General features: G+C 71.9%; 12 protein-coding genes. 5 read left to right on the forward strand and 7 right to left on the reverse strand.

Annotated features, from left to right (window positions below):
• Positions 1–83: 83 nt before the first annotated feature.
• The 5 genes from rfbA to J421_RS12335 all read right to left on the reverse strand — a co-directional run bounded on the left by rfbA (position 84) and on the right by J421_RS12335 (position 6,814).
• Positions 84–971 carry a glucose-1-phosphate thymidylyltransferase RfbA gene (gene rfbA, locus J421_RS12315; RefSeq protein ID WP_025411477.1) on the reverse strand — a complete coding sequence of 296 codons (888 nt, stop codon included), beginning with the start codon at positions 969–971 and terminating at the stop codon, positions 84–86.
• A complete protein-coding gene (gene rfbB, locus J421_RS12320; RefSeq protein WP_025411478.1) occupies positions 968–2,026 on the reverse strand; it encodes a dTDP-glucose 4,6-dehydratase in 1,059 nt (352 codons plus the stop codon). Before rfbB ends, rfbA begins: the two co-directional genes overlap by 4 nt.
• Before the next feature lie 22 nt (positions 2,027–2,048).
• Positions 2,049–3,977: a hypothetical protein gene (locus J421_RS12325; protein WP_148306290.1), complete on the reverse strand. Its 1,929-nt coding sequence runs from the start codon at positions 3,975–3,977 to the stop codon at positions 2,049–2,051.
• Positions 3,881–4,759 (reverse strand): polysaccharide deacetylase family protein, encoded by an 879-nt coding sequence (locus J421_RS12330; protein ID WP_158508772.1) that lies wholly within the window; start codon positions 4,757–4,759, stop codon positions 3,881–3,883. The genes J421_RS12325 and J421_RS12330 overlap by 97 nt, the downstream gene beginning before the upstream one ends.
• Positions 4,760–4,915: 156 nt before the next feature.
• Entirely contained in the window at positions 4,916–6,814 is a 1,899-nt protein-coding gene (locus tag J421_RS12335) for a bifunctional homocysteine S-methyltransferase/methylenetetrahydrofolate reductase (RefSeq protein WP_425485839.1), read from the reverse strand.
• A 208-nt stretch (positions 6,815–7,022) separates the two neighbouring features.
• Here J421_RS12335 and J421_RS12340 point away from each other — a divergent pair, with 208 nt between their 5' ends.
• Together J421_RS12340 and metH are read left to right on the forward strand one after the other, a co-directional pair.
• Positions 7,023–8,054, forward strand: coding sequence for an ArsR/SmtB family transcription factor (locus J421_RS12340; protein WP_201773009.1), 1,032 nt, complete (start codon positions 7,023–7,025; stop codon positions 8,052–8,054).
• Between the two features lie 12 nt (positions 8,055–8,066).
• Positions 8,067–11,834, forward strand: coding sequence for a methionine synthase (metH, locus tag J421_RS12345; RefSeq protein ID WP_201773010.1), 3,768 nt, complete (start codon positions 8,067–8,069; stop codon positions 11,832–11,834).
• Positions 11,835–12,006: 172 nt separating this feature from the next.
• On the opposite strand, the gene J421_RS12350 is transcribed toward metH, so the two are convergent.
• Positions 12,007–12,600 (reverse strand): YggT family protein, encoded by a 594-nt coding sequence (locus tag J421_RS12350; RefSeq protein ID WP_025411484.1) that lies wholly within the window; start codon positions 12,598–12,600, stop codon positions 12,007–12,009.
• A 116-nt stretch (positions 12,601–12,716) separates the two neighbouring features.
• Between J421_RS12350 and J421_RS12355 the strand changes: the two genes are divergently transcribed.
• Together J421_RS12355 and J421_RS12360 are read left to right on the forward strand one after the other, a co-directional pair.
• Entirely contained in the window at positions 12,717–13,790 is a 1,074-nt protein-coding gene (locus J421_RS12355) for a Gfo/Idh/MocA family protein (protein ID WP_025411485.1), read from the forward strand.
• Between the two features lie 2 nt (positions 13,791–13,792).
• The gene (locus J421_RS12360) at positions 13,793–14,386 is read left to right on the forward strand and encodes an acyltransferase (protein ID WP_025411486.1); all 594 of its coding nucleotides are present in this window, start codon (positions 13,793–13,795) and stop codon (positions 14,384–14,386) included.
• Here the strand turns inward: J421_RS12360 and J421_RS12365 are convergent.
• On the reverse strand, positions 14,361–15,722 hold the full coding sequence (locus J421_RS12365) for a VanZ family protein (protein WP_025411487.1): 1,362 nt from the start codon (positions 15,720–15,722) through the stop codon (positions 14,361–14,363). The genes J421_RS12360 and J421_RS12365 overlap by 26 nt on opposite strands.
• Positions 15,723–16,004: 282 nt before the next feature.
• Between J421_RS12365 and J421_RS12370 the strand changes: the two genes are divergently transcribed.
• The gene (locus tag J421_RS12370) at positions 16,005–16,487 is read left to right on the forward strand and encodes a hypothetical protein (protein WP_025411488.1); all 483 of its coding nucleotides are present in this window, start codon (positions 16,005–16,007) and stop codon (positions 16,485–16,487) included.
• The last annotated feature ends 55 nt before the right edge of the window (positions 16,488–16,542 follow it).

Raw genomic sequence — 16,542 nt, forward strand, 5'->3', positions numbered from 1 at the left:
GATCGTCCCGCTGTCGAACGTCCCGCCGTCAGTCGTCCCGCCGTGCGTCGTCCCGCCGTTGATCGTCCCGCCGTACCACGCCGTTAGGCCAGCGCGTCCAGCCCCGGCTGCTCCACGACCCCGCGCAGGTACTGCCCGTAGCTCGACTTCCCGCACGCGTCGGCGAGCCGCAGCAGCTGCGCCCCATCGACGTATCCCGCGCGGAACGCGATCTCCTCCGGCGATGCGATCATCAGCCCCTGCCGCGACTGGATCGCCTCGATGAACGCGGAGGCCTCCTGCAGCGACCGGTGCGTCCCCGTGTCGAACCACGCGTAGCCGCGGCCTAGGACCTCCATGCGCAGCGTGCCGCGTTCGAGGTACGCCGCGTTCACGTCCGTGATCTCGAGCTCCCCGCGCGCCGACGGCCGCAGGCCCGCCGCGATCGCCGGCGCGTCGGCATCGTAGAAGTACATCCCCGTCACCGCGTACGGCGACCGCGGCGTCGCCGGCTTCTCCTCGATCGACAGCACGCGGCCGGCGGCGTCGAGCTCCGCGACGCCGTAGCGCTGCGGGTCCGCCACGCGATAGCCGAAGATCGTCGCGCCGTCGCGCTGCGCGGCGGCGCGCCGGAGCAGGGCGATGAGGCCACCGCCGTAGAAGATGTTGTCGCCCAGCACGAGTGCCGCGCCCTCCCCGCCGAGGAAGTCGCGGCCGATGACGAGCGCCTGCGCGATGCCCGCCGGCGTCGGCTGCTCCGCGTAGCGGAAGCACATCCCCCACTGCTCGCCGTTGCCTAACAGATCCTGGAACCGCGGCAGGTCGTGCGGCGTCGAGATCACGAGCACCTCGCGGATCCCCGCCAGCATGAGCGCCGACAGCGGGTAGTAGATCATCGGCTTGTCGTACACCGGCAGCAGCTGCTTGCTGACGACGCGCGTGAGCGGGTACAGGCGCGTCCCCGAGCCGCCGGCGAGGAGGATTCCTTTCACGCGCGCGCCGCGAGCCCCAGCCGCTCGCCCCGATAGACGCCGGAACGCACGCGCGTCCACCACCACGCGTTGTCGATGTACCACGCCACCGTGCGCCGCAGCCCGTCCTCGAACGACACGCTCGCGCGCCACCCCAGCTCGCGCTCGATCTTCGACGGGTCGATCGCGTAGCGCAGGTCGTGTCCCGGCCGGTCGTCGACGAACGTGACGAGCGCTCGGCGCGAGCCGAATCGCGCGTCGGGGCGCAGCTCGTCCACGAGGTCGCACACCGCGTGCACGACGTCGAGGTTGCGGCGCTCGCTCCGGCCGCCGATCGCGTACGTCTCGCCCGGCCGTCCGCGCTCCAGCACCGCGACGAGCGCCGCGGCGTGATCCTCCACGTACAGCCAGTCGCGCACGTTCTCGCCGCGCCCGTACACCGGCAGCCGCTCGCCGGCGAGCGCGTTGAGGATCGTGAGCGCGATGAGCTTCTCCGGGAACTGGTACGGGCCGTAGTTGTTCGAGCAGTTCGTGATCACGCACGGCAGCCCGTACGTGCGGTGCCACGCGCGCGCGAGATGGTCCGACGCCGCCTTCGTCGCCGCGTACGGCGAGCTCGGATCGTACGGCGTCGCCTCGTCGAACGTCCCCGTCGCGCCCAACGAGCCGAACACCTCGTCGGTGGATACGTGCACCACGCGGAACGCGTCGGCGGCCGCTCCGCGCAGCCCCGCCCAGTGGCGCCGCGATTCCTGCAGCACGGTGAACGTGCCGACCACGTTCGTGTCGACGAACGCGCGCGGGCCGTCGATCGAGCGGTCGACGTGCGACTCCGCGGCGAGGTGGACCACCGCCGTCGGCCGATGCCGCTCGAACACCGCGCGCAGCGCCGGCGCGTCGCACACGTCCACGTGCTCGAACGCGTACAGCGGCGACGCCGCGACGTCCGCCACCGAGTCGAGATTGCCGGCGTACGTGAGCGCGTCGACGTTCACCACGCGCGCGCCACCGTGCACGAGATGGCGCACGAGCGCGGAGCCGATGAATCCCGCGCCGCCGGTGACGAGAACGGTCACGCCGGCGTTCCGGACGGAGCCGTCACGGGGACGTCCGGGCGCGCCTCATCCACGTGAAGCGCGCGCCGAGCACACGGAGGACGTGCAAGCTCGCTACGTGCCGAAAGCCGCTTTTCTCGATGTTGTGCCGCGACGTCACGTTGTTCGCTCGCACGCCGATAACGACGGTGTCGACGCCCGGCATGGTCGCCGCGTCGCGCGCCCGGCGCCGGATCGACTGCGTGTGCAGGCCACGACCGCGGGCCGCCCGGATCGTGTTGTCATCCCAGAGGACGGCCGAACCCTCGGGCAGCGGATATGGCGGGAGCCCCAGGTCGGTGTCCAGCGAGCGCGCCGGCGCGGTGAGCCAGCTCCAGTGCGCCAACCGGTCGTCGACCACCGCCGTGTAGACGTGGCTGCCCGACGACAGGCGCGCGCGCACGACCCGCGCGTGCTCCTCCGGCGCGGGATGCCATGGCTCATCGGGCCCATAGCGTCCCAGGTGGTCCTCGGCGTCGCGTGCGAGCTCCTCGCCGCCGGGCAGCGAGCGCGCGTGGTCCGCGGGCATCGCGTACACGCGAAACTCGCCGTGACTGGCGACCCGGGTCGCGATGCCCCGCGCGAGGCGTCGAACCATGGCGGCGACGGGACGTGCGCTGCCGGACCGGGGACCACGTGCGTCGGCGCCCGCGGAGACTGCGGCTGCGCGCCGCTCGGCGCGGGCTCGCCACTCGCGCGCGCGGCGTGCCGCACCGCTCACGGCCGCGGCCACGCGCGCGCGCGCGCGATGTGGGGTCAGCACCCACTCCTCGCCCACGAGTCGCTCGTCCTGCGAGAAGTGGCGCTTGAAGTCGGAGATCCCGGCGAGGGGATCCGATCCCGGGGTGCCGTCCGTGACGCCCGCGAAGTCGAACCAGCGCGCGCCGTTCGTCTTCGCCCATATGACCAGGTCCCAGAGGAGCGCGTACGCGAGCGGAGCGTTCACGTCCGCGCGCCGCGTCGATCCGCCCGCGTCGTAGTGCGCGTACTCGCCGTGGTGGCATCCCCACGAGAACGCCAGCAGGTCCCCTGGGTCGCGGCTGCCGGCGACGAACATGCCGATGAGGCGCGAGCGGCCCGGGTGGCCCCGGCACAGCTCGATGATCGCCGACCAGTCCATGGGGGACGCATGGCCTCCCGTGCGCGCCATGGTCTCCCGCACCAGCGCGTCGAGCCGTGTGCCGTACGCCGGATCGTCGATCTCGCGCAACTCCAGCCCGCGCCGCGTCGGCAGACGGATCTTGCGGCGCGTGTTTTCCGGCAGCGCCGCGAACAGCGACGCGGTGTCGCCGGTCGTTAGGCCGAGCGTGATCGTGCGGCGATAGATACGTTCGTGGACGTTCCGACGTCGGAAGCCGAGGGCGGCGAGCGCCGCGCCGATGGCGCGGCGGCGCTGCTCGTCCGGCGTCACCACCGTCGTCTCCACCATGAGCACGCGAGGCTGACGCCGCGCCGCCAAGGCGATGGCGTCGATCGCGCGGACGAGCGAGGCGATCGGCACGTCGAGCCCGAGCCGCTCCACCCGCCAGATCTCGTGTCCCGGCAGCGCGCGGCTCGACGACGCCGTGATTGCGACGCCGACGCTCGGCGCGCCGTCGGCGTCGCGCACCGCCACGAGCTGCGCACGCCGCGCGGCGAGAAGTTCGCTCCACGCCAGACGACTCGAGAGCGCGAGCGGCACGCCAGCGCGATCCAGCTCGCCCTCGAACGCGGACCAGCGCGGATCGTCGACAGCGAGCAGCTCGACGGGCGGCACCGCGGCGGTACCACGCGCGGTCGGGTCCGTGCGGCGCGATCGCTGCTCGGAGTGCGCGACTGACGCCTGCGGTCCGTTCGTCATGCTGGCGCGCTGATCTGCATCGCGCCGAACCCGGTGACGACGCGGACCATCCCGGGCACGCTGTATTGCTCGGGGAACCGCGGCACACGCCACCGCGCCGCGGAGTCGTCGGATCGCAGGTAGTCGGCGGTGACGTAGCCGGGATGTGTCGCGAAGGACGCGCGAATCCCCGCTGTGGCGAGCAACTTCATTTCGCGCGCACCGTAGTCGGCCGGTTGACCGTTCGGGTAGGCGAACATGTCGATCGGGCCCGCGCACTGCTCGCGCAGCCGCTGCAAGGAGTCGCGGATCTCACGCTCGGCCTGCGTGTCGTCGCAGCGCGCGAGCACCGGGTGCGTCACCGTGTGTCCGCCGATCGTGACGCCGGCCCGCTCGCACGCGCGCACTTGCTCCCAGGTCATGCTCGCGTACATCGCGGGCGCCGTCTCGGGGAGCGCGACGCCCAGCTCGGCGGCGAGGCGCGCCGTCACGGACAGACGCTCCTCCGTGCTCAGGCTCTTCAGCCGGGCGCAGACGGCGGCCACGACGGCCTCCCGCTCGTGGGCGTCCGCCCATTGCGCATTAAGGGGCCCTTCCTTGGTCGCCACCGCGACACGTGCTGCGCGCGTACGCTCGAAGAGGTACTCCACCTGGTCCCACCAGAACCAGCACGCGCGGTCGACAGCGCCGGAGGTGACGAACACCGTGCACGGTGCCTCGTAGCGCGCGAAGAGCGGTAGCGCCACCTCGGCAAAGTCGGCGTAGCCGTCGTCGACGGTGAACGCGACCCAGCCGCCGACGCGATCCCCGCGCTCAACCGCGTCCAGGAGCGTCGAGAGCGACACCAGCCGATAGCCGCCACGCCGCAGCGCATCCAGTGTGTCCTCGACGAGCAACGCGGGCGCGCCGCGCCCCCCGTTCGATTCGCTCGCGAAGCGGTGGAGCATGAACACGGTCGCGCGGCCGCGCGTCGCGAGCCGCAGGAGCCGCCCGACCGGCGTCGACGTGGCGGCCCGCCGGAGGAGTGCCTTCGTAGCGCGCATCACGTGATGCTAATAGGACGCGGCGACGTCGGCACCGGCGGCGCGCGGGGCCGTGACGTCTTCGAAGACGTCGAGCGCGAGCTCCACCTTCCCGAACGGCGCCGAGACCTGCACCCCCTGCACCTCGGGGCGCACCGCCTCCAGCATCTCGCGCGCGATCGCGATCCCCTCCGCGACCGCGTGCTCCTTCGAGCGCTCGTTCGCCGCGCGCATCCGCTTCAGTACCGCGTCCGGCACCGTCACGCCCGGCACCTCGTTCGCCAGGAACTCCGCGTTGCGCGCCGAGACGAGCGGCCAGATCCCGGCGATCACCGGGATGCGCACGTCCTCGATCGTGCGCAGGAACCGCTCGAGCTGCGCCGCGTCGAACACCGGCTGCGTGATGGCGTACTCCGCGCCGGCCTCCACCTTCCACGCGAAGCGCTGGCGCTCGTGCGCGGGATCGATCGCCGCCGGGTTCACGCCGACGCCGATCGCGAACCGCGTCGGCGCGCCGATCTCGTTCATCCCCGGGTCCAGCCCGCGGTTCAGGTTGCGCACGAGGTTCGTGAGCCCGATCGCGTCGATGTCGAACACCGCGGTCGCGTCGGGGTAGGGGCCCATCTTCGGCGGGTCGCCGGTGATGAGCAGCAGGTTGCGGAGGCCGAGCGCCGAGGCGCCTAACAGGTCGCTCAGCATGCCTAACAGATTGCGGTCGCGGCAGGCGTAGTGCGTCACGCTCTCGATGCCCACCTGCTGCTCGAGCAGGAGGCTCGTCGCGATGGCGCCCATGCGGCTCTGCGCGCGCGGCCCGTCGGGCACGTTGATCGCGTCCACGCCGGCGGCGTGCAGCGTCGCCGCGTCGCGCAGCAGCTTCGCCGTGTCGACGCCGCGCGGCGGCACGATCTCCACGCTCGTCACGAACTCGCCGCGCGCGATCTTCCCCGAGAACCGCGACCGATCGGCGAACGGGACGGGCTCTTTCGCCCGCGGGACTCGGGACTCGGGACTCGGGACTCGGTTGTCGTTCACGAGTCCCGAGTCCCGAGTCCCGAGTCCCGACTCGACGTGCACCATGGCGCGCTCCACGCGGAGCGCCGAGCACATCGCCTTGATGTGGTCGGGCGTCGTGCCGCAGCACCCGCCGACGACCTTCGCTCCCGCCTGCACGAGGTGCCGCGCGTACGTCGCGAAGTACTCCGCGCTCGCCATGTAGATGCGTCGGCCGCCCACCTCGCGCGGCATGCCGGCGTTCGGCATCGCGCTCAGCTTGCGCCGCGTCACCCCCGCCATGCGCTCGATCCCCTCGAGGATCGCCTGCGGCCCCACCGAGCAATTGAGACCGACGATGTCGGCGCCCCAGTGGTCGAGCGCGCGCGCAGCGTCTTCCGGCGACGCGCCGTACGGCGTGCGCAGGTCGGTGCCGACGGTGACGTGGGCGATCACCGGCACCGTCGCATCGACGTCGCGCGCCGCGGCGATCGCCTGCTCGAGCTCCAGCAGGTCGACGAACGTCTCGAACAGGAACACGTCGCACCCACCGGCGCGGAGCGCCGCGAGCTGCTCGCGGAACATCTCCCGCGCCTCGTCGCGCGACGTCGGGCCGTACGGCTCGATGCGCACGCCTAACGGACCGACCGCGCCGGCGACGAGCACCGGGTGCTGTCGCCGTCCGCTCACCGGGCGGGCCGCGTCGGCGGCCTCGCGCGCCAGCTCCGCCGCCCGGCGGTTGATCGCCTCCACCTGGGTCTCGAGCCCGTACGCGACGAGCTTCGCGCGGTTGGCGCCGAAGCTGTTCGTCTCCAGCACCTCCGCGCCGGCCGCGGCGTACGTGTGGTGCACGTCGCGCACGAGGTCCGGCGCGCGCAGGCACAGCTCGTCGTAGCACTGGTTGATGAAGATGCCGCGCGCGTACAGCTCGGTCCCCATGGCCCCGTCGAACAGCACGATCTCGGCGGGATCGAGCAGTCGCTGGACGGCGGCCTGGCGGTCGGGGGGGGAGGCGGTCACGATCGGTGTCGGCGAGGGAAGCGGGGGTAGCGAGATGTGCGAGATATAAATATATCCTTATACTTCACGCGTCGAGCCCGGACCTGCCACCACCCCAACCTACGGAGGCGCCGACATCGTGGACATCGTGCTCGCTGCCCTCCGAGCCGCCGGGGAACGTACCCGCCTCCGACTCCTCGCCCTCCTCGGCCGCGGGGAGCTCACCGTCGGCGAGCTCGCTGCGGTCCTCGGCCAGAGCCAGCCCCGCGTCTCACGCCACCTCAAGCTGCTCTGCGACGCCGGGATCCTCGACCGCTACCCCGAGGGGACCTCCGTCTTCTATAGACTGGCCGACCGCGGCGACCCGGCCGCCATCGCCCGCGCCGCGCTCGAGAAGCTCGCCGACGATGATCCCGTCCTCGTCGCCGACCGCGCCCGCCTCGACGCCGTGCGCCGGACCCGCGCTGCCGCGGCCGACGCCTACTTCCGCGCCGCCGCCGCCGACTGGGACCGCACCCGCTCCCTGTACGCCGACGAGCGCGAGGTCGAGCGGGTGATGCTGGACGTCCTCGGGCCCGGCCCGCTCGGCGAGGTGCTCGACGTCGGCACGGGGACCGGGCGCATCCTCGAGCTGCTCGCGCCGAGCGCGCGCCGCGCCGTCGGCGTCGATCTCAGCACCGCGATGCTCGGCGTCGCCCGCGCCACCGTCGACGCGGCGTCGCGACCCAACGTCCAGGTGCGGCACGCGGATATGTACCACCTGCCGTTCGCGCCGCGCGCGTTCGACCTCGTCGTGTTCCACCAGGTGCTGCACTACGCCGACGATCCGGCGTCCGCGGTGGCCGAGGCCGCGCGCGTGCTGCGCCCCGGCGGCCGCGTCCTCGTCGTCGACTTCGCGCCGCACGACCTCGAGTTCCTCCGCGCCGAGCACGCGCACCGGCGGCTCGGCTTCAGCGACCGCGAGGTCGCGAGCTGGTTCCGCGCCGTGGGCCTCGGCTGCGCGGAGCCGCGCGTCGTCCCCGGCCAGCCGCTCGACGTCGTCGTGTGGGTTGCCGCGCGTACGCCGGGTGCCGTTAGGCCTCTCGACGTCTCACGCGGAGACGCGCCGGACGCGGAGAATGCCTCTCTGGTCTCCTCCGCGTTCTCCGCGTCTCCGCGTGAATCTGCTTCGCCAAAGTGAACCGTTAGGACCGTGACCACAGCCATCGCCCCCCCCTCGCCCCTGACCCGCGCCGAGCGCCTCGCCCGTCTCGAGCCGCTGCTCGCGCGACGCATCCTCGTGCTCGACGGCGCGATGGGCACCATGATCCAGCGCCATCGACTGCAGGAGGCCGACTACCGCGGCATCGGCGGCCCGGCGGGCGATCGGTTCGCCGACTGGCCCGTGGACCTGAAGGGGAACAACGACCTCCTCGTCGTCACGCGTCCCGACGTCATCGCCGGCATCCACCGCGAGTACCTCGACGCGGGCGCCGACATCCTCGAGACGAACACGTTCAACTCCACCGCGGTCGCGATGGCGGACTACCGCATGTCGCACCTCGCCTACGAGCTGAACGTCGCCGGTGCTCGGCTCGCGCGGTCCGTCGCCGACGAGTTCGAGGCCGCGGATCCGGATCGCCCGCGCTTCGTCGCCGGCGTGTTGGGCCCGCTCAACCGCACCGCGTCCATCTCGCCGGACGTGAACGACCCGAGCTTCCGCAGCATCGACTTCGACGACCTCGTCGCCGCGTACACCGAGGCGACGAATGGGCTGCTCGACGGCGGTGCGGATCTGCTGCTCGTCGAGACGATCTTCGACACGCTGAACGCGAAGGGCGCGCTGTTCGCCATCGAGCAGGTGTTCGCCGCGCGCGGCGAGCGGGTGCCGGTCATGATCTCCGGCACCATCACCGACCAGAGCGGCCGCACGCTCACCGGGCAGACCGCCGAGGCCTTCTGGTACTCGATGATGCACGCGCGTCCGTTCAGCATCGGCTTCAACTGCGCCCTCGGCGCGAAGGATCTGCGCCGCCACGTGCAAGACGTCGCGCGCCTCGCGCCGTGCTGGGTCTCCGCGCACCCGAACGCCGGGCTGCCTAACGAGTTCGGCGGCTACGACGAGAGCCCGGAAGCCATGGCGAGCGTGCTGCGCGAGTTCGCCGAGAGCGGTCTCGTGAACATCGTCGGCGGCTGCTGCGGCACCACGCCGGATCACATCCGGGCGATCGCCGAGGCGCTGCGCGACCTCAAGCCGCGCGCGCGTCCCGAGATCGAGCCGCGGCTGCGCCTCTCCGGTCTCGAGCCGGTCGTCGTCGGCCCCGACACGAACTTCGTGAACATCGGCGAGCGCACGAACGTCACCGGTTCGCGGCAGTTCGCGAAGCTGATCCTCGCCGGCAACTACGATCAGGCGCTCGTCGTCGCGCGCCAGCAGGTGGAGAACGGCGCCCAGCTCCTCGACGTCAACATGGACGAGGGGATGCTCGACGCCGAGGCGGCGATCACGAAGTTCCTGCGCCTGCTCAGCGCGGAGCCGGACATCGCGAAGGTGCCGATCGTCGTCGACTCGTCGAAGTGGAGCGTGATCGAGGCGGGCCTCAAGAACCTGCAGGGCAAGTGCGTCGTGAACTCCATCTCGCTGAAGGAAGGCGAGGCGGAGTTCGTGCGGCAGGCGACGCTCGTCCGCCGTTACGGCGCCGCGGTCATCGTCATGGCGTTCGACGAGCAGGGGCAGGCGGACAGCACGCAGCGCAAGGTCGACATCTGCGCGCGCGCGTATCGCATCCTCACCGAGCGCGTCGGCTTCCCGCCCGAGGACATCATCTTCGACCCGAACATCTTCGCCATCGCGACGGGCATCGAGGAGCACGACCGCTACGCCGTCGAGTACATCGAGGCCGTGCGGCGCATCAAGGCCGAGCTGCCGCACGCGAAGATCTCCGGCGGCGTGTCGAACGTCAGCTTCTCGTTCCGCGGCAACGAAGCGGTGCGGCAGGCGATCCACGCGGTGTTCCTGTACCACGCCATCAGGGCCGGCATGGACATGGGCATCGTGAACGCCGGCGCGCTCCCGATCTACGACGACATCGAGCCCGGGCTGCGCGAGCGCGTGGAGGACGTCATCCTCGCGCGCCGCAAGGACGCCACCGAGCGGCTCCTCGAGATCGCCGAGCAGATCAAGGGGAGCGCCGGCGGCGCGACCGTGGAGACGACGCTCGCGTGGCGTCAGCTCCCCGTCGCCGAGCGGCTGTCGCACGCGCTCGTGCACGGCATCGACGCGTACGTCGTCGAGGACACCGAGGAGGCGCGGCAGCAGTACCCGCGTCCGCTCGAGGTCATCGAGGGGCCGCTCATGGCCGGCATGAACGTCGTCGGCGACCTGTTCGGGTCAGGGCGCATGTTCCTGCCGCAGGTCGTGAAGAGCGCGCGCGTCATGAAGAAGGCCGTCGCGCATCTCATCCCGTACATCGAGGCCGAGAAGGCGCGTGCGAGCGCCGAGAGCGGCGAGGCGCCGAAGGCCGCCGGCAAGGTGCTGCTCGCCACCGTGAAGGGCGACGTGCACGACATCGGCAAGAACATCGTCGGCGTCGTGCTGCAGTGCAACAACTTCGAGGTCATCGACCTCGGCGTCATGGTCCCCGCGTCGACCATCCTCGACACGGCGAAGAAGGAGGGCGTCGATCTCGTCGGCCTGTCCGGCCTCATCACCCCGTCGCTCGAGGAGATGGCGTTCGTCGCCGGGGAGATGGAGCGCCAGGGCTTCACGGTGCCGCTGCTCATCGGGGGCGCCACGACCTCGAAGGTGCACACCGCGGTGAAGATCGCGCCGAACTACGCGAGCCCCGTCGTGCACGTGCTCGATGCGTCGCGCGCCGTCGGTGTCGCGGGCAGCCTGTTGAGCGAGGGGCTGCACGACGAGTTCGTGTCGCATGTGCGCGACGAGTACGAGCAGGTGCGCGCCAACCGCGCGGGCCGCCGCGACGCCGAGCGGCTCGTGCCCATCGAGGTCGCGCGCCGCAACCCCGTGCCGATCGACTGGGCGGCGTACGAGCCGCCCGCGCCGACGTTCACCGGCGTGCGCACGTTCGACGACTACCCGCTCCCGGAGCTCGTCGAGCGCATCGACTGGACGCCGTTCTTCCAGACGTGGGAGCTCGCCGGTCACTACCCGGACATCCTGCAGGACCCGGTGGTCGGCGTCGCCGCGCGCGGCCTGTACGACGACGCGCGGCGCATGCTCGACCGCATCGTGACCGAGAAGCGTCTCACGGCGCGTGCCGTCGTCGGCTTCTGGCCGGCGAACGCCGTCGGCGACGACGTGGAGCTCTTCGCGGACGACGCGCGCACGCGATCGTTAGGCACGGTGCACTTCATCCGCCAGCAGCTCGCGAAGGGCGACGACCGCCCGAACTTCTGCCTCGCGGACTACGTGGCGCCGGCGTCGTCCGGCCGCGCGGACTGGATCGGCGGCTTCGCGGTCACCGCGGGCATCGGAGTCGACGAGCTCGTGGCCGAGTATCACGCCGCGCACGACGACTACTCGGCGATCCTCGCGAAGGCGCTCGCCGACCGGCTGGCCGAGGCGCTCGCCGAGCGGATGCACGAGCGCGTGCGCACGGAGCTCTGGGCCTACGCGCCCGACGAGGCGCTCGACAACGTGGCGCTGATCCGCGAGGAGTACCGGGGCATCCGTCCCGCGCCCGGCTACCCCGCGTGCCCCGACCACACCGAGAAGGGCCCGCTGTTCGCGCTGCTCGGCGCCACGGAGCGCGTCGGCATCACGCTCACCGAGAGCTTCGCGATGTATCCCACCGCGGCGGTGAGCGGCTACTACCTGTCGCACCCCGCGGCCCGCTACTTCGGCACCGGCAAGATCGGCCGCGATCAGGTCGAGGACTACGCCGCGCGCAAGGGCATCACCGTCGCCGAGGCCGAGCGGTGGCTGTCGCCGGTGCTCGCGTACACGCGGGAGCGCTGATCCGGCTCGGCGTTCGAACCGCGGAGGGCGCAGAGGGCCGCTGAGGGCCGCAGAGGACTGCCTCTTCGAACAGCAAAGCCCTGGGGATGAATGGATCCTCAGGATCCAACGATCCTTTCATCCCCAGGGCCTTGCTGTTGCTGTTCTCTGCGGCCCTCTGCGCCCTCTGCGGTCAATTGAAGAGACTGAGCACGCCCTTCTCGAGGATCGACAGCAGGAAGTACGCGACGATCGGCGACACGTCCATCATCCCGAGCGGCGGGATGATGCCGCGCAGCGGGCGTAGCAGCCACTCGGTGAGGCCGAACGACCAGCGCACCCACGGCGAGTGCGGCGCGATCTGGAACCACGACGACGCCACGCGCACGAGCAGCGCGAGCTGCAGCAGCCCGAACGTCCACGACACGAGCAGCGTCGCGAGCCCGCGCGGGCCCATCGTCGCCGCGACGGTCGCCATCGCGATCTGCTGGCGCACGAACCCGAGCACGCTGATGACGACGATGCCGCCGATGACCACCGCGGCGAGCGTCCACCACGGCGCGCTCGCGGGCCGGCCACCGGCGCGGATCACGCGCCGCTCCACCGGCGCGAACAGCGGGTCGATCGAGTCGCGCGTCAGCCGCGCGACGGAGCTGAACGGGCTGACGCGGCGCGTGCGCACCACGTAGGACAGCCCCGCGAGCGCGGCGACGAGCACCCCGCCGCCGAAGAGCAGGATGCGCAGCACGGCGATGAACGCGTCGAGCGCGCCGATGATGGTGGTCACTCGAACAAGCTCGCGTGACGCCACGCGACGCGGTAGTGGGCGCTTCCCCTCGCCCGCGCGACACGGCGAGATTACGCTGCGGCGTTCCTCGCGCCGACCATCTCACCGCGCCGACCGTGGCTGACTCGCTCTTCCGGCACAAGCCGTTCATCACGGACCGCAGGATCCGGTTCGCGCTCGTCGGCTGCGGCCGCATCTCGGCGAACCACCTGCAGGCCATCGCGCGCCACGCCGACCGCGCGGAGCTCGTCGCCGTCTGCGACGTGGACCCCGCGCGCGCCGATGCCGCCGCCGCGCAGAGCGGCGCGGCCGCGTTCTACTCGCTCGACGAGCTGCTCGCACGGAGCGACGCCGATGCGGTGATCCTCGCCACGCCGAGCGGGCTGCACCCCGCGCAGGCCATCCGCTGTGCGCGCGACGGGCGTCACGTCGTGACCGAGAAGCCGATGGCCACCCGATGGGAGGACGGCAAGGAGATGGTGCGCGTCTGCGACGCCGCGGGCGTGTTCCTGTTCGTCGTCAAGCAGAACCGCCGCAATCCCACGCTGCAGCTCGTGAAGCGCGCGATCGAGAAGAAGCGCTTCGGCCGCATCTACATGGTGAACGTCAACGTGTTCTGGTCGCGACCGCAGTCGTACTACGACAGCGCGGCGTGGCGCGGCACGTGGGAGTTCGACGGCGGCGCGTTCATGAACCAGGCGAGCCACTACGTGGATCTGCTCGACTGGCTCATCGGGCCCGTCGAGAGCCTGCAGGCCTACACGGCGACGCTCGCGCGCGACATCCAGGTCGAGGACAGCGGCGTCGTGAGCATCCGGTGGCGCACGGGAGCGTTAGGCTCCATGAACGTCACCATGCTCACCTACCCGAAGAACCTCGAGGGCTCCATCACGATCCTCGGCGAGAAGGGAACCGTGCGCCTCGGCGGCGTCGCCGTGAACCGCTTCGACCACTGGGAGTTCGCCGAGGCCGACGCCGACGACGCGCTCGTGAACGATGCGAGCTACGAGACGACGTCGGTGTACGGCCACGGGCACCCGCTGTACTACGACAACGTGATCAAGTCGCTCCGCGGCGAGGCCGATCCCGAGACCGACGGACGCGAGGGACTCCGCTCCCTCGAGATCCTCATCGCCACGTACCTCTCGGCGCGCGACGGCCGCCGGGTCGCGCTTCCGCTGGAGTACTGACCGTGCCCGCGAAGATCCATCCCACCGCGATCGTCGACGACGGCGCCGTGATCGGCGACGACACGCGCGTCTGGCACTGGGTGCACGTCTCCGGTGGCGCCCGCATCGGCGCGCGCTGCTCGTTAGGCCAGAACGTCTACGTCGGCAACCGCGTCGTCATCGGTGACAACGTGAAGATCCAGAACAACGTCTCCGTCTACGACAACGTGACGCTCGAGGACGACGTGTTCTGCGGGCCGAGCATGGTCTTCACGAACGTCTACAACCCGCGCTCCGCCGTGTCGCGCAAGGACGAGTACCGCGACACGCTCGTGAAGCGCGGCGCGACGTTGGGCGCCAACTGCACCATCGTCTGCGGCAGCACGATCGGTGAGCACGCGTTCGTCGGCGCCGGCGCCGTCGTCAACCGCGACGTCCCCGACTTCGCGCTCATGGTCGGCGTCCCCGCGCGCCAGGTCGGATGGATGAGCCGCTACGGCGAGCGCCTCGATCTCCCGCTCACCGGCAACGGACACGCCGTCTGCGAGCACACCGGCGACCGCTACGAGCTGGTCGACGGCCGCGTGCGCATCACGGCGTACGGCTCGCTCGGCTGACGCCTCCGGCACCGAGCCGGCGCGCCCCCTCGGCCAGCCCGGCGCCGGCGAGCACGCCCCCGAGCGCCGCGAGCCACTCCCACGGTCGCGCGGGGCCGAAACCGGCCGCCGCCGGGATCAGCACCAGGCCGCCGAGTAGCGTCGCCAGCAGGCACGCCGTCGCGGTCAGCTCCGAGCGCCACCCGCCGCGCGCGCCCCACCGCACCCAGTACCCGATCGGCAGCGCGAGCCCGGCCAGCCACGCCACCGACGCGAGCGGCGCGAGTGGCGCGTCGATGCGCGGGATCGGGCTCACGAGCGCCCAGCCGAGCGACGGCCACAGACGGATCTCGCGCTGCCGCCGCTCGCGCCCGCGCTCGAACGTCACCGTCACCGAGTCGCCGATCCGCTCGCCGCGCACGCGGTACGGCTCCGTCGCCGGCGCGTCGGCGCCGAGCACGCCGTCGATCGCCACCGTCGGCGTCTGGAGCCGCAGGCGCCACGCGCGCGTCCCGAGCGCCACCACCGCGCCGTCGCCGCGCTGGGCGAGCACGAGCCACGGCATCCGCATCTCCGGCGCGTAGACGATGAGCAGGGGCACCTGCTCCGGGCGGTGGTCGCGGCCTCGCGCCACCACCTCGGCCACGGCGGGCGACGTCGGCACCGCCTTGACGTACACCGGCCCCGTGCCGCGATGCTCGGTCGTCACGCCGTCGAAGCGGGCGCGCAGCACCTCGCCGTCGAACCACGGCATCCCGATCGCGAAGCTCGCCGCACGCCGGATCGGCGTCGGCGGGTACCGGCCGATCGTCCCCTGATACGACAGCGCCCACGACGCGAGCGCGAGCGCCGCGAGCCAGACCGCCGACGCCATCGTCGCGAGCGCGATCCCGGCCCGCGGCGCCGGTCGGCACCACGTCCGCCAGCTCGCGACGAGCAGCGCGCCGAGTGCCGCGCCCGTCGTGTTCGTGAGCACGTCGCTCACCGACGCGAAGCGGCCCGGGATCGCCAGGTACTGCGTCAGCTCGATGCCGAGCGACAGGGCGAGCCCGGCGAGCAGCGCGCGCCGCCAGCGCACGCCGAGCAGCGCCAGCCCCACGCCGAGCGGCGCGAACAGCAGCACGTTCGCCAGCACGTCCGATCCCGCCGCCGTACCGCAGATCACGCACGCCTTCCGCGGCGCCATCGCCTCCGCGGTCGGCTGCGGCGAGAGCGTGAGCGCGAGGATGGCGGCGGTCGCGCACGCCGTGAGCGCGAGGCCCAGCCACCGACGGACGCGATGCGGCCGTGGGCGCGGGCTTCGCTCCGGCGGGTCCGGGGCAGGGCGGGGCGCGTTCGGGACGGGACGGGCGGACATCGGATGGACGGTAATCGGGCGCCCTGTCGGCCGTGAGCGGACGCTACTTGCCCGGCTGCCTACCGGGCGGCAGTTTGAGGTACGGACGTCGCCGAGCCCGATGATGCGGTCAGGTTCGGCGATTGTTGCGTCCTCTCGGACCCGGCGTCCTCCGCACGTCGTAGTGCGGCATGCGCGCATGACCGCACTCTCGCGTCGCGGCGCTCGGCGGTCCGCCTTCACCCATTCGACCCGGCGCCACACGTGCTTTCCGACGGGAATATCCAGCGGTACACTCGGGCCATGTACCCCGTAACGCTGCTGCTGATCTTGGTCCCGCTCGTGGATCTCAGCCTGCGCATCTTCCCGCCCCAGTTCGGGTCCCTGCAGTGGCGCTTCGGGGCCGTGGGGACGCTGCTCGGCAACTTCGGCACGATCCTGCTCGGGATCGGGCTCACCGGGCTGCTCGCGGCGTTCAACGGACACCGGGGCCTCCTCCGCATCATCGGCTACGTCACGCTCGTGCTGAGCGCCGTGAGCATCGCCGTCCTCGCGCTGTTCGCGCTCGACGCGGTGCAGATGCGCACCCTCGCGAACCCGAACTACAAGCGCGCCGTGCTGCTCTCGTCGGGCGGCGCCATGTTCGCGGGGCTGTTCGGCGTCTTCACGCTGTTCTCGCTCGGCCGCGGCGCGCTCGCGGCGAGCCGCGGCGCCCCGGGCGCGACGGCCCGGCGCACCCAGCCCGCGGGCGCGCCGCTCGTCGTCGCCGGGCGCGGCGAGGCGTGAGTGAGCGCGTCGGCGGCGTCGATCGGGGACTCCTCTTCCTCTCTGGTGTAGCTTG

Origin of the sequence: Gemmatirosa kalamazoonensis, assembly GCF_000522985.1 — a bacterium.
Taxonomy (GTDB): domain Bacteria; phylum Gemmatimonadota; class Gemmatimonadetes; order Gemmatimonadales; family Gemmatimonadaceae; genus Gemmatirosa; species Gemmatirosa kalamazoonensis.

What these genes read in the sequence shown, in the direction of transcription:
- J421_RS12335 (WP_425485839.1), bottom strand. Translation starts at nt 6,814, where the DNA reads ATGGGGACCGAGCTGTACGCGCGCGGCATCTTCATCAACCAGTGCTAC.
- J421_RS12365 (WP_025411487.1), bottom strand. Translation starts at nt 15,722, where the DNA reads ATGTCCGCCCGTCCCGTCCCGAACGCGCCCCGCCCTGCCCCGGACCCG.
- J421_RS12370 (WP_025411488.1), top strand. Translation starts at nt 16,005, where the DNA reads ATGTACCCCGTAACGCTGCTGCTGATCTTGGTCCCGCTCGTGGATCTC.